This is a genomic window from Burkholderia glumae LMG 2196 = ATCC 33617 (assembly GCF_000960995.1).
Taxonomy (GTDB): Bacteria; Pseudomonadota; Gammaproteobacteria; order Burkholderiales; family Burkholderiaceae; genus Burkholderia; species Burkholderia glumae.
Window position 1 is genome coordinate 2,723,113 of sequence record NZ_CP009435.1, and the last position, 22,576, is coordinate 2,745,688.

Here is a 22,576-nt window from a genome sequence, read left to right on the forward strand (position 1 = left end):
AAAACCGACGTCGTCGAATGGCTCACGGCGGCTCGGACCATCCGGCGGCCTTGCCTTGGCGATGGCACTGCCAGCGTGGGGTTTGGCGGCGCCGACGTGTCGGCGGCCACCGCTTCCGGCTCGGGTGCGGCCACGGCCGGCGAGCCCGCGCCGCGATGCCGGCGCGCTGCCGCGCTGGCGCCTCCCACCATCCCATCGCCGCGGCCGACCTGAGCCGGGAACGCCGGCGGCGTGTTGCTTCGGCAGTCACGCTTGCTGAACCGTTCGACAGCGCCATCACCGCCGGCCCGCGCCGATCCGCGTGGATTCGCGCGAGCCGTGCTACCGAGCAGCACCCGAAGTCCGGAGCGAACTCCGGCCAGCGTTTGCCGGCGCCGATGCGTCGAGATTTGCCGCCACCGGCCGGCCGAACCTGGTTTCTCCCTCGTCAATGCCTACAAAAAGGAAAACTGTTATGAAAGGGAAACTCAGCATGCGCGCGGCACTGGCGCTGTCCACCTTCGCCGCGCTCGCAGCACAGAGCCCGGCGCAGGCCGGCACCTGCACGCCGCAGTGGAGCAGTTCGGCAAGCAGCAACACCAGCAACCTGCAGGCCGCCATCAAGAGCTGCTCGGCCAGCGGCACCAGCAGCAGCCCCGGGCTGGTCGACCTGACCGCCAACAACGGCGTGTCGACGGCGGTCATCACGAGCGTGACGCTCGCCAGCAATATCGTGCTGAAGCTGGAGAAGGGCTTCACGCTGAAAGGCTCGCCGAACCAGTCCGCCGACAGCGCGATGTTGACCGGCAGCGGCCTGAGCAACGTCACGATCACCGGCACCGGCGCGATCGACGGCGACGGCCAGTCCTACTGGACGGCCGCAGTCGGTGGCAACAACACGGCACGGCCCAAGCTGATCGCGATCGCCGGCTCGAACCTCAATATCGGCTCGAACTTCACCGATGCCGGAAAATCGCAGTCGATCGTCAGCTTCCCGACCTCGTCCAACGCCACCGACAATGCGCTCATCATCCGCAACTCGCCCAAGGAGCAACTGGTCATCGAGTCGGGCTCCAAGAACGTGACGATCGACGGCGTGTGGATCTACGCCAACCCGAAGCGCAACGCCAGCGGCGACGATCTCGCCCCCAACACCGACGCGATCGACCTGATCGGCACCCAGACCGCGACGGTGAAGAACTGCCTGCTCGACACCGGCGACGACGATATCGCCATCAAGTCGAACTCGGGCGGCGCGGCCACCTCGAATGTCAACATCAGCCAATGCGTCGTGGGCGGCGGACACGGCATCTCGATCGGCGGCCAGGAAGCGGCCGGCACCACGCTCGCGCAGCCCGGCGTGTCGCAGGTGACCGTCAGCAACGTGCAGTTCAGCGGCACGGACTACGGCTACCGCATCAAGACCGACCAGACCTCGAAGGACAGCGGCGCGACCACCGGCGTCACCTACAAGAACACCTGCATGCGCAACGTGCAGCAGCCCTTCCTGTTCACTTACGCCTACGCATCCGGCACCGGCGGCGCGCTGCCGATCATCGCCAACGTCACGATCGACAACATCATCGCCACGGCCACCAAGCAGCAAGGCGCCATCGTCGGGCTGTCGAACGACCTGATGGGCGTGCCGAGTTCGGGCAATACCGGCATCACCATGACGAACACCCGGATCAGCGGCGGCAGCGCCTTCTCGGTCACGAACGGTGAACTGCAACTGGGCAGCCATAGCAGTGTGACGACCTCGGTCGGCACGAACGGCACGGTGAAGCCGATCACGTCCGACAGCGGCGCCACGGTGTCCTGCCCGAGCAGCATCACGATACCGGCGCAGCTCTGAGCGCCGAGGCGCGCGCCTCATGGCGTCGTGAAGCAGGCCCGCGATGCGATTGGCCGCCGGCTGCCGCCCGTATCGGCTGATCGTGGCGGCTGATCGCAGCGGCTGAGGGCCAAGCCATTGGCTGCCTTCGATCCGGGGGCAGCCAATGGCTCTTGCGTGGTCGCCCAGGAATGGCGCGGCCCGTTGGCGAGATGGACCAGGATGGGCGCAAGCAGCAGGATTGCCCCGAGGCGGTTGCGGTATTGGCGGCCTGTGTGCCGGACTTCTGAAAATTTGTACGTGATGCAGCGCCATCGCGTCTGCGCGCATGCCCGGGCGCAAGCTCATCGAGGCGCACGACTGTTGCCGGCGGGGCGGCCATCGAGCTCATCCCGCCGAGCTTGCGTAACATGAGGGCTGACCGGGGGCGTGCTGCGCGACGGGAAGGCGGTGATGAATTCGCTCGTCGTGCGCGACCAAGCACGCCTTGCCTGACCGTCCCGGCAAGGCCCGACCCGCCACGGACAGGGAACTTCCGGCAGGCGCGGCCTGAACGCTCATCGCAACGCTCTTTCAGGAGATCGACATGACTCGGCAAATTTCATGGGCTGACGCGGCGGTGCGCGCCGAACTGGCGGCACTGCAGCGAGCCCGGCCGTTCGTCTATGGCCTGACCAACTACATTGCGGCCAATCTCAGCGCAAACGTGCTGTTGGCCGTGGGCGGCGCGCCGGCCATCGGCGCCGCGCTCGACTGGCCGACCCGCTTCGCTGCGGCGGCGGCCGGGCTGTGGATCAACGGCGCCGCGCTCGTCAGCAGCGCGCCGGACACGCTCGAGGCGGCCGCATGCTCGGCGCACGAGGCAGGCACGCCGTGGGTGCTCGATCCGGTGGCGTTCGGGGCCGGCAGCCCCGAGTACGACGCGGCCCTGCAACGGCTGCTGCGTTACAAGCCAACCGCAATCCGCGGCAATGCAAGCGAGCTGATCGCGCTCGCGGGCGGCAATGCCGGTGCCAAGGGCGTGGAGAGCACCGCGCGCTCCGACGAGGCGATCGCGGTGATCAAGCGCTTCGCGAAAGAGAGCGGTGCGGTGATGGCCGTCAGCGGGGAAGTGGATTACGTGACCGACGGCGACACGCTGCTTGCCGTCAGCGGCGGCGACCTGCGCCTCACCCGTGTCACCGGCGCCGGCTGCGCGCTTGCCGCTTTGATCGCGGGCTTGCTGGCGAATGCCCGCTCCCCGCTCGAGGCCACGGCAGCGGCGCACGCGATCTACAAGATAGCGGCGCAACGCGCCGCATCGGCACGCGGCACCGGCTCGTTTGCCGTGGCCTTCGTCGACGAACTGTCCTTGCTCGACCCGGCCGCCTGAGGACAGTGCCGCCCGTTCGCCGCCGAGCCGCGCGGCACCCGGCAGCGGGCAGCGGGCAGCGCCGCGCGATCTCCTCGCCGTGCCGGCTCGAATGCCGCGATCGCTGCCGGTGTCGCTCGCAGTGCCGGTAAGGAGCACGCAGGCCCGCGCCGTCTCGCCGGCTGCCGCTTTCCGTTCGGTGAGTCGGTTTTCGACGCCGGCAGTCTGGATGGCCGGACGCGAGATTACGCGCTGCGGCGCGAAGTGAGGTTCGATTCGATCCACGACGCCAGATCGGTGACCGGGACGGCGTGCCGGTGATTGAAGGTCCCGCTCTTGTCCCATGCGACACCCCGCCCTTGAGCAAAAGCCGCGCGATACTTGCGCATCATGTTGTGCGGATCGCGCGCCAGTTCGTCCAGCAGGTACTGCTCGCTCCAGGCGCAACGGCGGAAGGGGCGGCCGAGGGCGGCTTGCAGCTTGTCGGCGACTTCCCCGTAAGTCACGGTGTCGCCGGCCAGATACACGATCTCGTTCCGGATACGCGGTTGCGCGAACACGATCGCGGCGGTCAGCGCGCCGATATCATCGGGCGTGGTCAGCGTCACGGCGGTATCGAGGCTGCCCAGGGCGTGAACGGTGTCGTTTTGCAGATCGACGACACCGAAGTCCGGCTCGAACAGGTAGCTCATGAACATGCCGGTCGAGACGATCACCCACTCGGTCCGATGCTGACTGCGCAACAACTCGCGCACGTCCAGTTGCGCGTCGAAGATGTCCTGCGGACTGCCGCGACCGATCACGTCGAAATCGACCCCGAACTGCCATGGGAAGTATCTCGGGATGCCTGCCTGCAGGGCCGCCCGCGCCAGCTTCATTGGCGTGTCGATGCCGGCGGCATAGCCCGCGCAACCGATGACCGTGTCATATCGTGCGAATACTTCGGCAAGCTCGGTGATGGAATGCTTCACCAGATCGCCCGCGACCGTCTCGATCCCAAGACCTTGGATTTCCGCGAGATCCTTTCGCTTGCCGGGCGCACCGGACTCGAGGGCACTTGCGCGCAACAGCACGCTGATCTTCGCGCCATCCACGTGCTTCGCGCGGCGCGCGAGATGGCGCAGCACCGGGAGGCCGAGTTCGCCGGCGCCGAGCACGAGGATGTTTTGCGACATGGAATCGGGATCATTTTGGTTCATCATCTAGCCAGTCTGCCAATGAAGGTGTGGCGGCAGTCTAGCAATGCGCAGGCGTGCATGAAAGAAGGCACATGCGTGATACCGGGAGAGCTGCAGTTGGATCGAGACGAACTTCTCAACTATTCGCAGACCGTGTGCGACGGCCTGCGGGACGATGACGACGGACTGCGGCGCGAACTGCTCGCGCATGCCGGAAACCGTTGGTCACTCGGTGTCATCCACACGCTCGGCGTGTACGGCAGACTGCGCCATGCAGAAATCGGCAGGCGCATGCACGGCGTCACGCAACGCATGTTGACCCTCACGTTGCGACAGCTCGAGCGTGACGGCCTGGTGATCCGCCATGATTTCGAATCGATACCGCCCAGGGTCGAGTATGAGCTTTCCGAGATGGGCATGGAGCTGCTCGTTCGCATGGTCCCGCTGTGGACCTGGATCGTCGAGATCGTCGAGAATGCGGACGTCTTCCGCGCGGCGAGGCTGAACTTCGACGGACAGCAGCACGACGCGAACTCGTAGCTTCGCTGGTTATCGATTGCATCCGCCACCTCGCTGGAGCATGCCGAGTGCGCCGCTTGTCATGCGGTGTGAAAGTCATGGGCAGGCCGATGACGCAGCCAAGGCGAATGGTGGCGCGTCAAGCCGCGGGCCGAGGGCCGCTGTCCGAGTTGCCCGAGTGCCTGCTCAGGCCAACGAGCGCAACAGCGCCAACGGCATGAGCGGACGCGAGATTCAGGCGTTTCTGGCCGAGCACTGCGGCGCCGAGTTGCCGCCCGACCTCATCAGTTCGGTCACCGACGAGGTGGGTCCCGCTGTACGGAACCGCGACACGCGCGATCGACGGGCCGCCCTCGGGCGGCCTTTTTCATTTTGGGGATGGGTGATCGATGTGCCGGTGCAAGGCTGCGTCGAGCGCCGCCTTCGCGCAGGGGAGCTACGGTTCAAGCAGTTCGCGCGGTGCATCCGCGAGCGACGCGCAGGCGCCGCTTGGCGCTGCCGCTCGTCGCTCGTTTTGGGTCGCTCAACCCTAAATAGCTGTAAACTCTCGGTTTTGCTGCTCCACCCCCACAAGATTCCGATGTCCCATACCCCAAAAGTAGGATTTGTCAGTCTCGGCTGCCCGAAAGCCCTTGTCGATTCCGAACAGATCATCACCCAGCTGCGCGCCGAGGGCTACGAGATCTCCGGTACCTACGACGGCGCCGACCTCGTGGTGGTCAACACCTGCGGTTTCATCGACGACGCCGTCCAGGAGAGCCTCGACGCGATCGGCGAGGCGCTGACCGAAAACGGCAAGGTGATCGTGACCGGCTGCCTCGGCGCGAAGAAGAGCGCCAGCGGCGCGGGCCTGATCGAGGAAGTTCATCCGAAGGTGCTGGCCGTCACCGGCCCGCACGCGCTCGGCGAGGTGATGCAGGCCGTCCACAGCCATCTGCCCAAGCCGCATGATCCGTTCGTCGATCTGGTGCCGGCCGCCGGCATCAAGCTCACGCCTCGCCACTACGCGTATCTGAAGATTTCGGAGGGCTGCAACCATCGCTGCACGTTCTGCATCATCCCGTCGATGCGCGGCGACCTGATCTCGCGTCCCGTCGCGGAGGTGATGCTGGAAGCGGAGAACCTGTTCAAGTCGGGCGTGAAGGAACTGCTCGTGATCTCGCAGGACACGAGCGCCTACGGGGTCGACGTGAAATACCGCACGGGCTTCTGGAACGGCCGCCCGCTCAAGACGCGCATGACGGAGCTGGTGGCGGCGCTCGGCGAGCTGGCCGCGCAATACGGCGCCTGGGTGCGCCTGCATTATGTCTACCCGTATCCGCACGTCGACGAGATCATCCCGCTGATGGCCGAGGGCGCCTACCGCGGCCACGTGCTGCCGTATCTGGACGTGCCGTTCCAGCACGCGGACCCGGACGTGCTCAAGCGCATGCGCCGCCCGGCGAACGCCGAAAAGGTGCTGGACCGCGTGCGCAAGTGGCGCGAGGTCTGTCCGGACCTGACGATCCGCAGCACCTTCATCGCCGGCTTCCCGGGCGAGACGGAGGCGCAGTTCGAGACGCTGCTCGACTTCATCCGCGAGGCCGAACTCGATCGCGTCGGCTGCTTCGCCTATTCGCCGGTGGAAGGCGCCACGGCGAACGAACTCGACGGCGCGTTGCCGGACGAGGTTCGCGAGGCGCGCCGCGCGCGCTTCATGGAGGTGGCCGAGGAAGTGTCGGCCGCCCGCATCGAGCGCAAGATCGGCCAGACGCTGAAGGTGCTGATCGACGAGGTGAACGCCGAGGGCGGGATCGGCCGCACGGCCGCCGACGCGCCGGAAATCGACGGCGTGGTCTACGTGGAGCCGGCGCCGAAGGGCGCGAAGCGCTACAAGGTCGGCGATTTCGTATCGGTGGCGATCACCGGGGCGGACGGCCACGACCTGTGGGGCGAGGTCGAAGCGGCATGACACGGACCATACCGGCGTCGGGCCAGCCGGCGCGGCCCGAGATCCTCGCGTTCGGCGAGGCGATGGTCGAATTCAACCAGTCCCAGCCGGGCTCGCCGCAGTATCTGCAAGGCTTCGGCGGCGACACCTCGAACTTCTGCATCGCGGCGGCGCGCCAGGGGGCCCGCACCGGCTTCGTCTCGGCGGTCGGCGGCGACCACTTCGGCCGCCTGCTGCTCGATCTGTGGCGGCGCGAGCAGGTGGATACGGCGACGGTCCGCGTCGACGCGGCGGCCCCCACCGGCGTCTATTTCGTCTCGCACGGCGAGCACGGCCACGCGTTCGACTATCTGCGTGCCGGCTCGGCCGCGAGCCGCTACGCGCCGGGCGATCTGCCGCTCGAGGCGCTGGCCGCGGCGCGCGTGCTGCATCTGTCCGGCATCAGTTTCGCGATCAGCGCGAGCGCCTGCGACGCGGCGTTCGCGGCCATCGACCAGGCACGCGCGCATGGCGTGCAGGTGAGCTTCGACACCAATCTGCGCCTGAAGCTGTGGCCGCTCGCGCGCGCCCGCGCCGTGATGCTGGAGGCGCTGCGCCGCACCGACATCTGCCTGCCGAGCTGGGACGACGTGACGGTGCTGACGGGCCTCGACGAGCGCGATGCGATCGTCGACGCGCTGCTCGACTGCGGCCCGCGGGTGGTCGCGCTGAAGCTCGGCAGGGACGGCGCCTACGTGGCCACCCGCGACGCGCGCCGCCTGGTGCCCGCTTTCGTCGTCGAGGCGCTCGACGCGACGGGGGCGGGCGACTGCTTCGGCGGCGCCTTCATCGCGCGCCTGGTGGCCGGCGACGACGCGTTCGTGGCGGCGCGCTACGCGAACGCGGCGGCGGCGCTCTCGACGCGCGGCTACGGCGCGGTCGCGCCGATTCCCGACGCGCGGGCGGTGCGCGCCTTGCTGGACGGCTGAGCCGGCGGCCGCGCGGCAGCCAGCCGGCGGCGGGCCCGGCCCGGTGGAAGGATTCTTCGGTTGCCGCCGGGCGCTTCCGTATTACTCTGCGGGTCATTCGACACAACTTGAGGCAGGGAGGCACGATGCAACGCGAAGTGGTGGTGGTCAGCGGAGTACGCACCGCGATCGGCGATTTCGGCGGCAGCCTGAAGGATTTCGCGCCGACCGAGCTTGGCGCGCGCGTGGTGCGCGAGGCGATGGCGCGCGCGGGCGTGGCGGGCGACGAGGTCGGGCACGTGGTGTTCGGCAACGTGGTCCATACGGAGCCGAAGGACATGTATCTGGCGCGCGTGGCGGCGATCGACGGCGGCGTCTCGCAGCACGCGCCGGCGCTGACGGTGAACCGGCTGTGCGGCTCGGGGCTGCAGGCGATCGTCTCGGCGGCGCAGAGCGTGCTGCTCGGCGACGCCGAGATCGCGGTGGCGGGCGGCGCGGAAAGCATGAGCCGCGCGCCGTACACGCTGCCGGCGGCGCGCTTCGGGCAGCGCATGGGCGATGCGCGGGCGGTCGACATGATGCTCGGCGCCCTCAACGATCCGTTCCAGGCGATCCACATGGGCATGACGGCCGAGAACGTGGCGGCGAAGTACGGCATCACGCGCGAGGCGCAGGACGCGCTCGCGCTCGAATCGCACCGGCGCGCCTCGCACGCGACCAAGGCCGGCTACTTCAAGACCCAGATCCTGCCGATCGAGATCGGCTCGAAGCGCGGCACCGTCAGCTTCGACACCGACGAGCACGTGCGCCACGACGCGGCGGCGGAGGATTTCGCCAAGCTGCGCCCGGTGTTCGCGAAGGAGAACGGCACGGTCACGGCCGGCAATGCGTCGGGCATCAACGACGCGGCGGCGGCCGTGACGCTGATGGAGCGGCGCGTGGCCGAGGCGCGCGGCCTGAAGCCGCTGGCGCGGCTGGTGGCCTACGCGCACGCGGGCGTCGATCCGGCCTACATGGGCATCGGCCCGGTGCCGGCCTCGAAGAAGGCGCTCGAGCGCGCCGGCATCGGCGTGGCCGATCTCGACGTGATCGAGGCGAACGAGGCGTTCGCGGCGCAGGCCTGCGCGGTGGCCAACGAGCTGGGCTTCGATCCCGAGAAGGTGAATCCGAACGGCTCGGGCATCTCGCTCGGCCATCCGATCGGTGCGACGGGCGCGCTGATCACCGTCAAGGCGCTCTACGAACTGCATCGGATCTCGGGCCGCTATGCGCTGGTGACGATGTGCATCGGCGGCGGCCAGGGCATTGCCGCCGTGTTCGAACGTATCTGACGACATCCGGGCGGCCGCTTCGGGCCGCCCACGCAACCCAAGGAGTGACAAGACGTGGCAGCCAGCCGAACCCGAATCCGCATCCGAGTCGCGACGGCGCTCGCGTTGGCCCTCGCCGCCGGCACGCTGCAGGCGAAGCAGAATGCGCCTGCGGCGAAGCCGCCCGCGCAGCCGCCCGCGGCCGCCACCTCCGGCGCCTCCACCACCGAAGCGGCCGCCGCGGCGGCCGCGGCACCGCCGGAGCGCGACGACACCGCGCCGGCCACGCCGCTGAAGCCGGATCCGGCGCTCGAGAAGCTGCCGCGCTACACGGGCACGCTCGGCGGCCGGGCGATCGTCGCGCATCTCGGGCCGAAGGCGGGCGAGTCGGGCCTGCACGGCGAATACCGCTACAGCGACACGGGCCAGGTGATCCTGCTGGCCGGCGATCGTGACGGCGACACGCTCGAACTCGAGGAATCGAACGACGGCACCAACATCACGGGCCTTTGGACCGGCCGCCTCGATGCCTCGGGCGCGCTGTCGGCGGACCGCACCAATGCCGACGAGTCGGACCCGCAGCCGGTCGTGCTGCACCTGGCCACGGCGCCGGCACCGGCGCCGCGTTCGGGCACCACGGCGCCCGCCGGGCACGCGGTCGGCGGCGTCGGCAACCTCGGCACCACGGATTGAGTCAGGGCGCGGGCGGCCCTGGCGCCCGCGATCGCGGCACGGTTCGCGCCGCCCCGGCGGCCCACCGAGCCGGCGCGGCTGCGCTCGACTGTATCGGGTCAAGCCGCGCGATTCGGGCTAGGCTGTGCGGATCGTTCGATTCGGCCTCGTTGCCGATTCACCCATCACGCACCCCGATTCCGCCATGACCGACACCACTCCGAAGCGCGCGCGCCAAACCCGCATCGTCCAGCCCGAAGCCGAACTGCCGCCTGGCTTCGCCTCGTTCGTCACGCCGCTCACGCGCGCGTCCACCATCGTGTTCCCCGATCTCGCGACGATGCGCTCGCTCGACTGGCGCGAGGACGACCGCTGGCGCTACGGCCTGCATGCCACGCCGACCTCGCTCGAGCTCGCGCGCCAGATCGCCGTGATCGAGGGCGGCGCGCATGCGCTGCTGCAGCCTTCGGGCCTCGCGGCGATCATGAACGTCTACTTCGGCTTCGTGAAGACGGGCGACGACGTGCTGGTTCCGCACAACGTCTACAGCCCGAACGCCGACCTCGGCAACTGGCTCGCGCGCGACTACGGCATCTCGGTGCGCTTCTACGATCCGCTCGTCGGCGCCGGCATCGCCGAGCTGATCCGCCCCGAAACCAAGCTGCTGTGGCTGGAGGCGCCCGGCTCGGTCACCATGGAGGTGCCCGACGTCGCCGCGATCACGGCCGTGGCGCGCGCGCGCGGCGTGGTCACCGCGATCGACAACACCTACTCGGCGGGCCTCGCGTTCCAGCCGTTCGAGCATGGCGTCGACGTCTCGGTGCAGGCGCTCACGAAATACCAGTCGGGCGGCAGCGACGTGCTGATGGGCGCGACCATCACGGCCGAGCAGGCGCTGCACGAGCGGCTCAAGCTCGCGCGGATGCGCACCGGCATCGGCGTGTCGGCCGACGATTGCGCGCTCGTGCTGCGCGGCCTGCCGAGCCTGCGCGCGCGCTTCGAAGCGCACAGCCGCGCCGCGCTCGGGCTAGCGAAGTGGCTGAAGGCGCGGCCCGAGATCGCGGCGGTGCTGCATCCGCAGTTGCCCGACTGCCCGGGGCACGCGGCGTTCGTGCGCGACTTCACGGGCGCGGGCGGGCTGTTCTCGGTGGTGTTCGACGCGCGTTACCGGCCCGGGCAGATCGACCGTTTCGTCGAGGCGCTCGAGCTGTTCGCGATCGGCTGGAGCTGGGGCGGCGCGCGCAGTCTCGCGATGCCGTACGACGTGCCGTCGATGCGGCCGAACTGGCCGCATCGCGGCACGCTGGTGCGCTTCTACGTGGGGTTGGAGGAAGAGGCGGACCTGCGCGCCGATATCGAGCGCGCGCTTGGCAGCACGCTAGCTTGAGCGAGCCGGCGCAGCCGCGCCCGCGCGCCTGACTCGGGGCGAGGGCCGCGGCCCGTCGCCGCCCGGCGGCGTGGCGGCGCGGCTGCGTTCATCAGCAGCAACGGCGTGCCGGTCCGGGCCGATGCGCCGCTGGCATGGGCGCGCCGCGGCAAGGCGCGCGAGCGCCTCAGAACAGTCGCAGCAGGCCGTCGAGCCCGACGTGGTCGAAGGCGGCGCTGGCGGCGTCGCGCACCACCGGCTTGGCCCGGAACGCGACCGAGAAGCCGGCCGCGGCCATCATCTTCAGGTCGTTCGAGCCGTCGCCCATCGCGATCGCGCAGGCCGGCGCGATGCCGAGCGTCGCGCAGGTCTCGCGCAGCGTGCGCGCCTTCACGTCGGCATCGACGATCTCGCCGAGCACCTTGCCGGTCAGCTTGCCGTCGACGATCTCGAGCTGGTTCGCGCGGGTGAAGTCGATGCCGAGCCGCTCGCCGAGCCGCTCGGTGAAGAACGTGAAGCCGCCCGACACCAGCAGCGTCTTCAGGCCCGCGGCGCGGGCGCCGGCCAGCATCGTCTCGGCGCCCGGCGACAGGCGCAGCCGCTCGGCGTAGACGGCCTCGAGCGCGCTGGCGTCGAGCCCGGCCAGCAGCGCGACGCGGCGCGTCAGGCTCTCGTTGAAATCCCTGATCTCGCCGCGCATCGAGGCTTCGGTGATGGCCGCCACCTCGGCCTTGCGTCCGCAGAAATCGGCGATTTCGTCGATGCATTCGATCGTGATCAGGGTCGAATCCATGTCCATCGCAAGCAGGCCGAAGTCGCCGAGCCGGCGGCCGGCCTCGACGAATGCGGCGTCGAGCCCATGCACGCCGCAGTACACCGACAGGTCGGGCCGTTGCGCGGGCTGTGCGTCCTCGATGCGGATCGCGTGCGCGTCGATCGGCGTGAGGCGGCGGCCGCGCGCGAGCGCCAGCAGTGTTGTGTGGTGGGTGGAGGACAGCGGCGCTGCGCTCTGGATGACGAGATTCGTGGTCATGACGGGTCGCGTGGGGCGGAAACGGCGCGCCAGGCGCGCCGCAAGAGGTCGCTATTGTAGCCGGTCGGCGCGCGCGGGCCCTCAGGCGAGGCCGGGATCGGCGGCCGTCGCGCGCATGCGCTCGTGCGCGCGATCCCAGTACGGCGGGTCGCCCAGATGCGCGGCGAGGAAATCGATGAAGGCGTGCAGCTTCAGCGGCACGAAGGCGCGGCTCGGATAGACGGCCCAGATCGCCGAGGGCTCGGCGAGCGGATAGTCGGCGAGCACCGTCACCAGCGAGCCGTCGCGCAGGTTCGGCCCGACGTCCCAGGTGGATTTGATCGCGATGCCGAAGCCGTCCACCAGCGCCTCGCGGATCGCCTCGCCGTTGCTGGCCACCAGCCGCCCGCCCACGCGCACGGTGAGCGGCCCGGCCGGCGTCTCGAAGGCCCAGTCGCGCTGGTCGCCGAGGATCACGCATTGGTGGCGCGCGAGCTCGGCCGGATGACGCGGCGTGCCGTGCGCGGCCAGATAGGCGGGCGAGGCGCATACCACGCGCCGGTTCACCGCGAGCCGGCGCGCCACCAGCGACGAGTCGCGCAGCGCGCCGATCCGGATCGCGACGTCGATGCCGTCGTCGACGAGGTCGACGAGCTCGTCGGACAGCCGCAGGTCGATCGACACCTGCGGGTAGCGGCGCAGGAACGCGGGGATCACGGGCGCGACGTGCTGCCGCCCGAATGACGACGACATCGACACGCGCAGCCGCCCGTGCGGCTCGCGGCGCGCGTGCCCGACCGCCGCGCGCGCCGCGTCGGCTGCGTCGAGCAGCGCCTGCGCGCGGACCAGGAACAGTTCGCCGTCCTGGGTCGGCGTCACGCGCCGCGTCGTGCGATGCAGCAGCCGCGCGCCGAGCTGGCGCTCGAGCTGCGCGAGCCGCGTGCTCGCGACCGTGGCCGAGACGCCGAACTCGCGCCCGGCCGCCGAGAGGTTCGCGAGCAGCGCGGCGCGCACGAACAGCGCCACGTCGAGCAGGTCGAGCGGCTTGTCGGGGGCGGAGGGCGGCACGTCATCCGAGGGCGGGGTCGAGCTCATTACCCGGAAATTCCAAAAAATGTTTCCGGGATTATGTCGCTTTTTCTTCAGGATCGGGCCGCTTACGATCGGACCCGTCACCAACCCCGATTGCCCCCGAAGGAGCCAAGCCATGAAAGCCGTAGGTCTGACCCGCTACCTGCCGATCGACCATCCCGAGGCGCTGCTCGACGTCGAGTTGCCGACGCCCGAGCCCGCAGGACGCGACCTGCTCGTCAAGATCGAGGCGATTTCGGTCAACCCGGTCGACACCAAGGTGCGCGCGCCGCAGGACAAGGTCGAGGACAGCCCGCGCGTGCTGGGCTGGGACGCGGCCGGCACGGTGGCCGCCGTCGGCCCGGACGTGACGCTGTTTCGCGTCGGCGATCCGGTCTACTACGCCGGCAGCATCACGCGCGCCGGCGCCAACAGCGAGTTCCATCTGGTGGACGAGCGGATCGCGGCGCTCAAGCCCGCGTCGCTCGATTTCGCCGCGGCGGCGGCGCTGCCGCTCACGTCGATCACCGCCTGGGAGGCGCTGTTCGACCGCCTCAAGGTGTCGCCGCAGGGGCGCGACGCGGGCCAGTCGGTGCTCGTGATCGGCGGCGCGGGCGGGGTCGGCTCGATCGGCATCCAGCTCGCGAAGCAACTCGGACAGCTGACGGTGATCGCCACGGCGTCGCGGCCGGAATCGGCGCAATGGGTGCGCCGGCTCGGCGCCGACCAGGTGGTCGATCACTTCGGCGATCTGCCCGCGCAGGTCCGCGCCGCCGGCTTCGAGGCGGTCGACTACGTGCTGGTGTTCAACGACACCGACCGTCATTTCCCGGCCGCGGCCGAGCTCGTCAAGCCGCAGGGCGGGATCTGCACCATCGTCGAGAATGCGCGGCCGGTGCCCGTCGAGCAGCTGAAGGCAAAGAGCGCCGCATTCCACTGGGAGTTCATGTTCACGCGCTCGATGTTCGGCACGCCGGACATGATCGAGCAGCACAAGCTGCTGACCGAGGTCGCGCGGCTGGTGGACGCCGGCACGCTGCGCGGCACGGTGGGCCAGCACCTCGGCACGATCAACGCGGCCAACCTGCGCGAGGCGCACCGCCTGCTCGAAGCCGGCCGCGCGATCGGCAAGCTCGTGCTGAGCGGGTTCTGACGCGCCGCATGGGGCCGGTGCCGATGAGGGCGCGATTGCCTGCCGGAGCCGGGCCGGCAGGCAATCGGCACGGCCGGCAACCACGGCTGCCGCGGGCCAGCGCGGCAGGGCCGCCGTCGCTTGCGGCGTGCCTTGCCGGGGTTCGCCTGCCGCCGCGTGGCATGTCGCGCGACCGGGGCGGACGCCGCGCGCCGGCCGGCGCGAGTGAGGCTCGCCGCGGTGAAGTGCAAGCCAAGCCGCATGAAGCGGGCGCGGGCAGCCGATGCGGCACGCCGGCGGGCCGTAACGGCGGGCGAACGTGACGCGGCGACAACACCGGGCAGTTCGCGCTCACCGGTGCGGCTGCCAGCGACTAGACTGAATCACGCGTGCATCGTGTCTTGCCATAAAACCAGGCGCCCGCAGCGGCGCTGCCATACCAGGAGGACAGCATGAGCCTGCGCAACCCGTCCCTCTCCATTTGCCTCGCCGCGCTCGCGGCGGCCTCGAGCGGCGCCTCCGCGCTCGCGGCGCCACCGGTCAAGACCAGCGCCGGCGGCAACGACGGCCAGCTCCAGTACACGGTGAAGGTCGATTCGAAGCGCTACGGCGCCTCCCAGGAAACCCGCAAGATCCGCTCGGGCGAGATCGACGATTTCAACTGGAAATCGGTGCCGCCTTCGGGCGCGGTCGCGATGCCGGACGGCTGTCCCGATGCCGATTCGGCGCCGCGCGACGCGAACGGCGCGATGGTGCGCCAGACCCAGGTGCGGCTCGCGCCTGCGGTCGACGCGAAGGGCGTGGCGACGGTGCAGGTCAGCTTCCAGGCCCGCGCCCCGGACGGCACCGCGTCGGTCACGACCGGCGGCAAGACGCTGCAGTGCCCGAAGGCGGTCACCGTCAGCGAGGTGCGGCGCGTGTCGATCCCGATCAAGGGCGGTGCGAAGACGCTCGTGCTGCGCGACGGCACGCGCGTCACGATCTCGATCCATCCCTGAGCCGAGGCGCCGCGGGCCCGGCCGGTCCGGCGCGCGCCATGGGTGAAGCCTCGGCGCGCCAAGCGATGCGGCCGGCGCGGCCCTGGCCGGTTCAGGCCGCCTTCTTGTGCCGCTTGCGCTCGACCAGCCGCGCGGCGAGGAAGCGGTGCTCGGCCGAGAACAGCCGGCGGTAGGTCAGCAGCACGGCGCCGACGGTGGCGAGCGCCGCGGCGGCCGCGATCAGGAACATGATCACGATCTGGTAGCGCACCGCCTGCAGCGGCGGCTGGCCGGCCAGCACCTGGCCCGTCATCATGCCCGGCAGGCTGACCACGCCGACCACCGCCATCTGGTTCAGGGTCGGCATCATGCCCGCGCGCACGGCCTGGCGGGCGGCGTCCTGCGCCGCTTCCCAGCGCGTCGCGCCGAGCGCGAGCGCGGCTTCCACGCGGTCGCGGCGCGCGGTCAGCTCGCCCGTCATGCGTTCGACGCCGAGGCCGACGCCCGTCAGCGCATTGCCGAGAATCATGCCCAGGATCGGGATCGTGTATTGCGGTTCGTACCAGGGATGGATGCCGATCACGACGAACAGCCCGAGCGCGCTCACCGCCCACGAGCCGATCCAGATCGAGACGATGCTGTCGAGGCGCTGCCCGCGGTAGCCGCGCTCGCCGCGCGCGGCCCCGGCGAAGCCCGCCACCAGCGTCATCACGGCCATCAGCGGCAGCACCACGTACCAGCGCGGATGTCCGAACACCCAGCCGAGCAGGTAGCCGATCGCGAGCAGCTGCACCACGGTACGCGCGGCCGCGATCGCGAGCTGGCGGCCAAGGCCCAGCGAGAGGGCGCACGAGAGCGCCCCGTTGACGGCCACCAGCGCGGCCGCGAGCGCGACGTCGCCGAGGCTCAGATCCTGCAGCACCGGGCTCATCGGGCCGCCCCGCCGGCGCGGTCGCGCGCCTCGCGCGCCGCCGCCGTGCCGCCGTCGGCCTCCGCTTCGCCGAGCACGCCGGCGCGCATCGTGACGCGGCGCGAGGCGATCCGCGCCGCCTGCGCGGGGTCGTGCGAGACCCACAGATACGCGCGCGCCTCGGGCGCCGCGGCGAACCACGCCTGCACCAGCGCCTCGATCGCCTGCACCGCTTCGGGATCGAGCGCCGAAGTCGGCTCGTCGAGCAGCAGCACCTCGGGGTCGAGCAGCAGCACGCGCAGCAGCGCCGCGATCTGCGCCTCGCCGCCCGACAGTTCGCGCGCGTCCTGATCGAGGAAGCCGTCGGCGCGGCCCGCCTGCCGCGCGAGCGTCACGGCGCGGTCGCGATCGAAGCGCAGGTCGCGGTACACGGCCAGCGAATACGGGTAGCGCAGGATATCCTCCACGGTGCCGTCGGCGGTGGCGGGCCGCTGCCGCAGGTAGGCGACGCTGCGCCGGTAGCGCGTGATCGATGCGCGCGCAACGGCTGCGCCGCGCCAGTGCAGCGTGCCGCCGTCGAGCGGGTCGAGCAGCGCCAGCGCGCGCAGCAGCACGCTCTTGCCCGAACCGGACGGGCCGGTGACAGCAATGCGCATGCCCGGCAGCACGCTGAAGTCGGTCGGCGCGACCAGCAGCCGCCTGGAGACTGGGTCGCGGCGGGTCAGGCCGCGGGCTTCGATCAGGCGGGCTGCTGTCATAAATGCAATAAAGGGTAAATGGGGGAGGAGAGCTCGCGCGCGGTGCCATAATACCGACACTCGGTTGCGGCGGGTTCGGCGCGGCCTTCGCTTCGGTCAACTTCCCGATAAAAACAACGGAGCTCGGCATGACGCTTCCACGAGTCATCGGCAAAACGGCGGCCTGGATCATCGGCATCCTCGTGGTGCTGATCGTTGCGCTCGTCGTCTTCATCGTCACCTTCGACTGGAATCGCGCGCGCCCCTGGATCAACCAGCGTGTGAGCACCGAAATCGGCCGGCCGTTCGCGATCCGCGGCGATCTGAAGGTGGGCTGGCAACGCCCGCGGGACGAGACCGGCTGGCGCGCATGGGTGCCCTGGCCGAGCGTCACCGCCAACGACATCGCGATCGGCAACCCCGACTGGACCCGGTCGCCGCAATTCGCGACGCTCGACGCCGCCCGCTTCGAGCTGGCCGTGCTGCCGCTGCTCGCGCACCGCGTGGTGATTCCCTCGATCGACATCGTCAATCCCGCGCTCGACGTCGAGCGGCTCGCCGACGGGCGCAACAATTGGACGTTCCAGTTCAAGCAGTCGGGCGAACCGTCGACCTGGAAGGTCGAGCTTCACGACTTCGGCTTCGCCAAGGGGACGGTCACCTATCGCGACGCGATCACCAAGGCCGACCTGAAGATCGCGATCGATACGCTCGGTCAGCCGATTCCGCTCGGCGAAGTGATGAAGCAGCAGGAGGCGGCCTCGCGCGAGGCGTCGGCGCAGCGCATCGGCCGGGCCGGCGCGACGCAGCTGGCGAAGAAGGTGGAGGCAGCGTCCGCAGCGGCGGCCGCTTCAGCCGCTGCGGCGGCGTCCGCAGCCTCGGCCGCGAGCGCGGCCGCCCCCGGCGTGCCGGCCGCCGCGTCCGGCGCCTCGGCGGGCCGGGCGGACGGCGCCAGCGGCGCGGCCGCGGCGCCGCCCGCCTATGCGTTCGGCCTCGTGGTTCACGGCCGCTACAAGGGCGTGCCGATCGACGGCACCGGCAAGATCGGCGGCGTGCTGGCGCTGCGCGACACCCGCCGGCCGTTTCCGCTGCAGGCCGACCTGAAGGCCGGCGACACGCGCCTGGCGATCGTCGGCACGCTGACCGACCCGATGCAGCTGGCGGCGATCGACCTGCGGCTCTGGCTGCAGGGCGCGAGCATGTCGCATCTGTATGCGCTGACGGGCGTGACGCTGCCCGACACGCCGCCCTATGCCACCGACGGCCGTCTGGTGGGCCGTTTCCGCCGCAACGCCAGCACGTTCCGCTACGAGAACTTCGACGGCCGGGTGGGCGGCAGCGACCTGCACGGCACGCTGGTCTACGCCCAGGGCTCGCCGCGGCCGAAGCTGTCGGTCGAGCTGGTGTCCAACCTGCTGCGCTTTTCCGACCTCGGGCCGGTGGTGGGGGCCGACAGCACCGCGAGCAAGCGCGCGCGGGGCAATGCCACCAAGCAGCCGGCCGACCGCGTGCTGCCGGTCGAGACGTTCCGCACCGACCGCTGGAAGGCGCTCGACGCGGACGTGAAGTTCACGGGCCGCCAGCTGATCAAGGACAAGGCGCTGCCGATCTCGGACCTCTACACCCACATCGTGATGCAGGACGGCGTGCTGTCGCTGATGCCGCTGCGCTTCGGCGTGGCGGGCGGCACGCTGTCCACCGACGCACGCCTCGACGGCAGTACGGTGCCGCTCAAGGGGCGCTTCTCGGTGGCTGCGCGCCACCTGGAGCTCAAGCAGCTGTTCCCGACCGTGAAGGTGATGCAGTCGGCGCTCGGCGAGATCAACGGCGACGCGACGCTCGCGGCCACCGGCAATTCGCCCGCCGCGCTGGCCGCCACTTCGACGGGCGAGCTGAAGGCGCTCGCCACCGACGGCGCGATCAGCCGGCTGCTGATGGAGGCGGCCGGGCTCAACGTCGCGAACGTGGTCTACGAGAAGCTGTTCGGCAACCGCGACGTGAAGATCAACTGCGCGGCCGTCGATTTCGTCGCCACCGACGGCATCCTGAACTCGAAGCTGTTCGCGCTCGACACCGACGACGCCGTGATCCGCGTGGACGGCAATCTCGACCTGCGCAACGAGGGCATCGATCTCGGCATCCATCCGCAGACCAAGGGCTTTCGCGTGTTCTCGCTGCGCTCGCCGCTCTACGTGAAGGGCACCTTCAAGAACCCGAAGGTGGGCGTCAATGTCGGCGCGCTCGCGCTGCGCGCCGGCGCCGCGGTGGGGCTCGGCATCCTCAACCCGTTCGCGGCGCTGATTCCGCTGATCGCGCCGAGCCACAACCGCGACGTGCCGTGCTCGGAATTGTTCTCGCAGCTGAAGGCGTCGCCGCAGGCGAAGGCTGCCGCGGCGCACAAGCGGTGACGCGCCGGCCCGCGGCGGCGCGGCGGCGGGCGGTCCGCGGTGAACAGTCGCCAATAAAGGCGTCGCATCGTATTTTCCCCGACGGCGGTGACGGCCTCGGCCCGCAGCGCTTCACCCAGACCTGCTAAAATGCCCGGTTTCAGTCGATCCATCATCTACCGGGCCACGCCGTGCTTTCTACCGCCAACATTACGATGCAATTCGGGCCGAAGCCCCTGTTCGAGAACATTTCGGTCAAGTTCGGGGAGGGCAATCGCTACGGCCTGATCGGCGCTAACGGTTGCGGCAAGTCGACCTTCATGAAGATCCTGGGCGGCGATCTCGAGCCCTCGGGCGGCAATGTGGCGCTCGAGCCGAACGTGCGCCTGGGCAAGCTGCGCCAGGACCAGTTCGCCTACGAGGACGTGCGCGTGCTCGACGTGGTGATGCAGGGCCACACCGAGATGTGGGCCGCGATGACCGAGCGCGATGCGATCTACGCCAACCCGGACGCGACCGACGACGATTACATGCATGCGGCCGAGCTGGAGGCGAAGTTTGCCGAGTTCGGTGGCTACGACGCCGAGGCGCGCGCGGGCGCGCTGCTGCTGGGCATCGGCATCGACGAGAAGTATCACAACGGGCCGATGAGCGAGGTCGCGCCGGGCTGGAAGCTGCGGGTGCTGCTCGCCCAGGCGCTGTTCTCGAAGCCGGACGTGCTGCTGCTCGACGAGCCGACCAACAACCTCGACATCAACTCGATCCGTTGGCTGGAAGACACGCTCAACCAGTACAACTCGACGATGATCATCATCTCGCACGATCGTCACTTCCTGAATTCGGTCTGCACCCACATGGCCGACATGGACTTCGGCACGCTGAAGGTCTGGCCGGGCAACTATGACGACTACATGCTCGCCTCGGCGCAGGCGCGCGAGCGTCAGGCCAACGCGAACGCGCGCGCCAAGGAGCGCGTGGCCGAGCTGCAGGACTTCGTGCGCCGCTTCTCGGCGAACAAGTCGAAGGCGCGTCAGGCTACCAGCCGCGCCAAGCAGATCGACAAGATCAAGATCGAGGAATTCAAGCCCTCGTCGCGGCAGAACCCGTTCATCCGCTTCGAGTTCGAGAAGAAGCTGCACAACATCGCGGTGGTGGCCGAGGCCATCACCAAGAAATACGACCGCACCATCTTCAGCAACTTCAACCTGTCGGTGCAGCCGGGCGAGCGCATCGCCATCATCGGCGAGAACGGCGCGGGCAAGACCACGCTGCTGCGCACGCTGCGCGGCCAGATCAAGCCCGATCACGGCACCGTCAAGTGGGCCGAGAACGCGAGCGTCGGCTACATGCCGCAGGACACCTACGAGGAGTTCCCCGACGACGTCACGCTGATGGAGTGGATCGACGACTACCGCAAGGAAGGCGACGACGAGACGGCCGTGCGCGGCACGCTCGGCCGCCTGCTGTTCTCGGCGGACGACATCAAGAAGTCGGTGAAGGTGCTGTCGGGCGGCGAGAAGGGCCGCATGATCTGGGGCAAGCTGATGCTCGGCCGGCACAACGTGCTGCTGATGGACGAGCCGACCAACCACATGGACATGGAGTCGATCGAGTCGCTGCAGATCGCGCTCGAGAAGTTCGAAGGCACGCTGATCTTCGTCTCGCACGACCGCGAGTTCGTCAGCGGCCTGGCCAACCGCATCATCGAGGTGCGCACCGACGGCACGCTCAACGACTTCGGCGGCAACTACGAGGATTTCCTGGCGACGCAGGAAAAGGCCTGAGCGGCCCGGCTTCGACGCTCTCGCGCCCCGCGCGCCCCGCCCGTCCCGCCCGTCCCGCCCGTCCCGCCCGTCCCGCCCGTCCCGCGAACGCGCTCGCCGGACCGGCCGGCAGCGCGGGGCGCTGCTTTTGACGGACGCGTCTCGCGGCCCGGCCGCCCGGTTTCGGGATTGAACGATGGCGAGCGCGCCGCGCCGGCGCCTTGAGTTTGACGCGCATCAACCTCTGTATTTCCCGATCCCCGATCATCAAAGCTTTCGACACGTTCGACGAGTTTTCGATGACCATTTCCAGTTCCTTTCCGCCGCTCATGATCCGCGGCCGTGCGCTGCTGCCCATCGTGCAGGGCGGCATGGGTATCGGCATTTCTGCGCACCGGCTGGCCGGCAGCGTCGCGCGGGAGGGAGCGCTCGGCACGATCGCGAGCATCGATCTGCGGCACCACCATGCCGATCTGCTCGAACGCTGCCGGGCCAACCCCGTGCGCGACACCTTCGATGCCGCGAACCTCGAGGCGCTGCGCCGCGAGATCAGCCGCGCCCGCACCTGGAGCGAGGGCCGCGGGATGATCGCAGTCAACGTGATGAAGGCGGTGCGCGCGCATGCCGACTACGTACGCGTGGCCTGCGAAGCGGGCGCCGATGCGATCGTGATGGGTGCGGGCCTGCCGCTCGATCTGCCCGACATGACCGAAGGCCACGACATCGCCCTGGTCCCGATCCTGTCCGACAGCCGCGGCATCGCGCTGGTGCTGAAGAAATGGATGAAGAAGGGACGCCTGCCCGACGCGATCGTGATCGAGCATCCGGCGCATGCGGGCGGCCATCTCGGCGTCGGCAACATCGAGGAGATGCACGACGCGCGCTTCTCGTTCGCGCGCGTGCTGGAGGAGGCGAGCGAGGCGATCCGCGCGCTCGGGCTCGCCCGCGAATCGATCCCGCTGATCGTGGCGGGCGGCATCAACAGCCATGAAGCGGTGCGCGCGGCGCTGGCGCTCGGCGCGAACGGCGTGCAGCTCGGCACGCCGTTCGCCGTCACCGAGGAAGGCGATGCGCATCCGGCCTTCAAGCACGTGCTCACGCACGCGCAGCCCGAGGACATCGTCGAATTCGTCAGCGTGACCGGGCTGCCGGCGCGTGCCGTGCGCACGCCCTGGCTCGATCGCTATCTGCGCCACGAGGCCCGCATTCGCGCCAAGCTCGGCGCGTTCCGGCAGCGCTGCCCAACCGCGTTCGAATGCCTGTCCGTGTGCGGCTTGCGCGACGGCGTCGAACGCTTCGGACACTTCTGCATCGATACGCGGCTTGCCGCCGCGTTGCGCGGCGACGTGGCCAACGGCCTGTTCTTCCGCGGCCGCGAGGCGCTGCCGTTCGGCGAGGCGATCCGCAGCGTGCGCGATCTGCTCGCGTTGTTGCTGACCGGCGCGGCACCCGAGTCTGCGACAAACCGCCCCATGTTCTCTCTGGCTTGATGAGCATCAAC

Annotated in this window: 18 protein-coding genes; 13 read left to right on the forward strand and 5 right to left on the reverse strand. The window is 69.7% G+C overall.

All coding sequences use genetic code 11. The features are described from left to right. Positions 1-454: 454 nt before the first annotated feature. Together KS03_RS24800 and thiM are read left to right on the forward strand one after the other, a co-directional pair. On the forward strand, positions 455-1,834 hold the full coding sequence (locus KS03_RS24800) for a glycoside hydrolase family 28 protein (RefSeq protein ID WP_015875549.1): 1,380 nt from the start codon (positions 455-457) through the stop codon (positions 1,832-1,834). A 565-nt stretch (positions 1,835-2,399) separates the two neighbouring features. Then, the gene (gene thiM / locus KS03_RS24805; RefSeq protein ID WP_015875550.1) at positions 2,400-3,185 is read left to right on the forward strand and encodes a hydroxyethylthiazole kinase; all 786 of its coding nucleotides are present in this window, start codon (positions 2,400-2,402) and stop codon (positions 3,183-3,185) included. A 224-nt stretch (positions 3,186-3,409) separates the two neighbouring features. Here the strand turns inward: thiM and KS03_RS24810 are convergent, their stop codons facing one another. Beyond that, positions 3,410-4,363 (reverse strand): aromatic alcohol reductase, encoded by a 954-nt coding sequence (locus tag KS03_RS24810; RefSeq protein ID WP_035978680.1) that lies wholly within the window; start codon positions 4,361-4,363, stop codon positions 3,410-3,412. Positions 4,364-4,459: 96 nt separating this feature from the next. Here KS03_RS24810 and KS03_RS24815 point away from each other — a divergent pair, with 96 nt between their 5' ends. The 6 genes from KS03_RS24815 to KS03_RS24840 all read left to right on the forward strand — a co-directional run bounded on the left by KS03_RS24815 (position 4,460) and on the right by KS03_RS24840 (position 11,107). Next, positions 4,460-4,882 carry a winged helix-turn-helix transcriptional regulator gene (locus tag KS03_RS24815; RefSeq protein ID WP_015875552.1) on the forward strand — a complete coding sequence of 141 codons (423 nt, stop codon included), beginning with the start codon at positions 4,460-4,462 and terminating at the stop codon, positions 4,880-4,882. 559 nt (positions 4,883-5,441) lie between these two features. After that, positions 5,442-6,812 (forward strand): 30S ribosomal protein S12 methylthiotransferase RimO, encoded by a 1,371-nt coding sequence (gene rimO, locus KS03_RS24820; protein ID WP_035978678.1) that lies wholly within the window; start codon positions 5,442-5,444, stop codon positions 6,810-6,812. After that, positions 6,809-7,759, forward strand: coding sequence for a sugar kinase (locus KS03_RS24825; protein ID WP_015875625.1), 951 nt, complete (start codon positions 6,809-6,811; stop codon positions 7,757-7,759). The genes rimO and KS03_RS24825 overlap by 4 nt, the downstream gene beginning before the upstream one ends. A 125-nt stretch (positions 7,760-7,884) precedes the next feature. Beyond that, positions 7,885-9,069 (forward strand): beta-ketothiolase BktB, encoded by a 1,185-nt coding sequence (bktB, locus tag KS03_RS24830; protein WP_015875626.1) that lies wholly within the window; start codon positions 7,885-7,887, stop codon positions 9,067-9,069. 54 nt (positions 9,070-9,123) lie between these two features. Further along, positions 9,124-9,741, forward strand: a complete 618-nt coding sequence (locus KS03_RS24835) for a hypothetical protein (protein WP_015875627.1) — start codon at positions 9,124-9,126, stop codon at positions 9,739-9,741. 184 nt (positions 9,742-9,925) lie between these two features. Continuing rightward, on the forward strand, positions 9,926-11,107 hold the full coding sequence (locus tag KS03_RS24840) for a cystathionine beta-lyase (RefSeq protein ID WP_015875628.1): 1,182 nt from the start codon (positions 9,926-9,928) through the stop codon (positions 11,105-11,107). Between the two features lie 166 nt (positions 11,108-11,273). On the opposite strand, the gene serB is transcribed toward KS03_RS24840, so the two are convergent. Both serB and KS03_RS24850 read right to left on the reverse strand, forming a co-directional pair. After that, entirely contained in the window at positions 11,274-12,119 is an 846-nt protein-coding gene (gene serB / locus KS03_RS24845; RefSeq protein WP_015875629.1) for a phosphoserine phosphatase SerB, read from the reverse strand. A gap of 81 nt (positions 12,120-12,200) precedes the next feature. Continuing rightward, positions 12,201-13,193 carry a LysR family transcriptional regulator gene (locus KS03_RS24850; protein WP_015875630.1) on the reverse strand — a complete coding sequence of 331 codons (993 nt, stop codon included), beginning with the start codon at positions 13,191-13,193 and terminating at the stop codon, positions 12,201-12,203. A 112-nt stretch (positions 13,194-13,305) separates the two neighbouring features. Between KS03_RS24850 and KS03_RS24855 the strand changes: the two genes are divergently transcribed. Both KS03_RS24855 and KS03_RS24860 read left to right on the forward strand, forming a co-directional pair. After that, complete coding sequence (locus tag KS03_RS24855; RefSeq protein WP_015875631.1) at positions 13,306-14,322, forward strand: zinc-binding alcohol dehydrogenase family protein; 1,017 nt, start codon at positions 13,306-13,308, stop codon at positions 14,320-14,322. Positions 14,323-14,753: 431 nt separating this feature from the next. Beyond that, on the forward strand, positions 14,754-15,299 hold the full coding sequence (locus KS03_RS24860; RefSeq protein WP_015875632.1) for a DUF6013 family protein: 546 nt from the start codon (positions 14,754-14,756) through the stop codon (positions 15,297-15,299). A 91-nt stretch (positions 15,300-15,390) separates the two neighbouring features. On the opposite strand, the gene KS03_RS24865 is transcribed toward KS03_RS24860, so the two are convergent. Beyond that, entirely contained in the window at positions 15,391-16,209 is an 819-nt protein-coding gene (locus tag KS03_RS24865) for an ABC transporter permease (protein WP_015875633.1), read from the reverse strand. Continuing rightward, a complete protein-coding gene (locus KS03_RS24870) occupies positions 16,206-16,946 on the reverse strand; it encodes an ABC transporter ATP-binding protein (protein ID WP_015875634.1) in 741 nt (246 codons plus the stop codon). Before KS03_RS24870 ends, KS03_RS24865 begins: the two co-directional genes overlap by 4 nt. Positions 16,947-17,074: 128 nt before the next feature. Here KS03_RS24870 and KS03_RS24875 point away from each other — a divergent pair, with 128 nt between their 5' ends. From KS03_RS24875 to KS03_RS24885, 3 genes are all read left to right on the forward strand, one after another. Further along, a complete protein-coding gene (locus KS03_RS24875) occupies positions 17,075-19,333 on the forward strand; it encodes an AsmA family protein (protein WP_045678908.1) in 2,259 nt (752 codons plus the stop codon). A gap of 170 nt (positions 19,334-19,503) precedes the next feature. Next, positions 19,504-21,096, forward strand: a complete 1,593-nt coding sequence (locus KS03_RS24880; protein WP_015875636.1) for an ABC-F family ATPase — start codon at positions 19,504-19,506, stop codon at positions 21,094-21,096. 278 nt (positions 21,097-21,374) lie between these two features. Next, the gene (locus KS03_RS24885; protein WP_015875637.1) at positions 21,375-22,565 is read left to right on the forward strand and encodes an NAD(P)H-dependent flavin oxidoreductase; all 1,191 of its coding nucleotides are present in this window, start codon (positions 21,375-21,377) and stop codon (positions 22,563-22,565) included. The last annotated feature ends 11 nt before the right edge of the window (positions 22,566-22,576 follow it).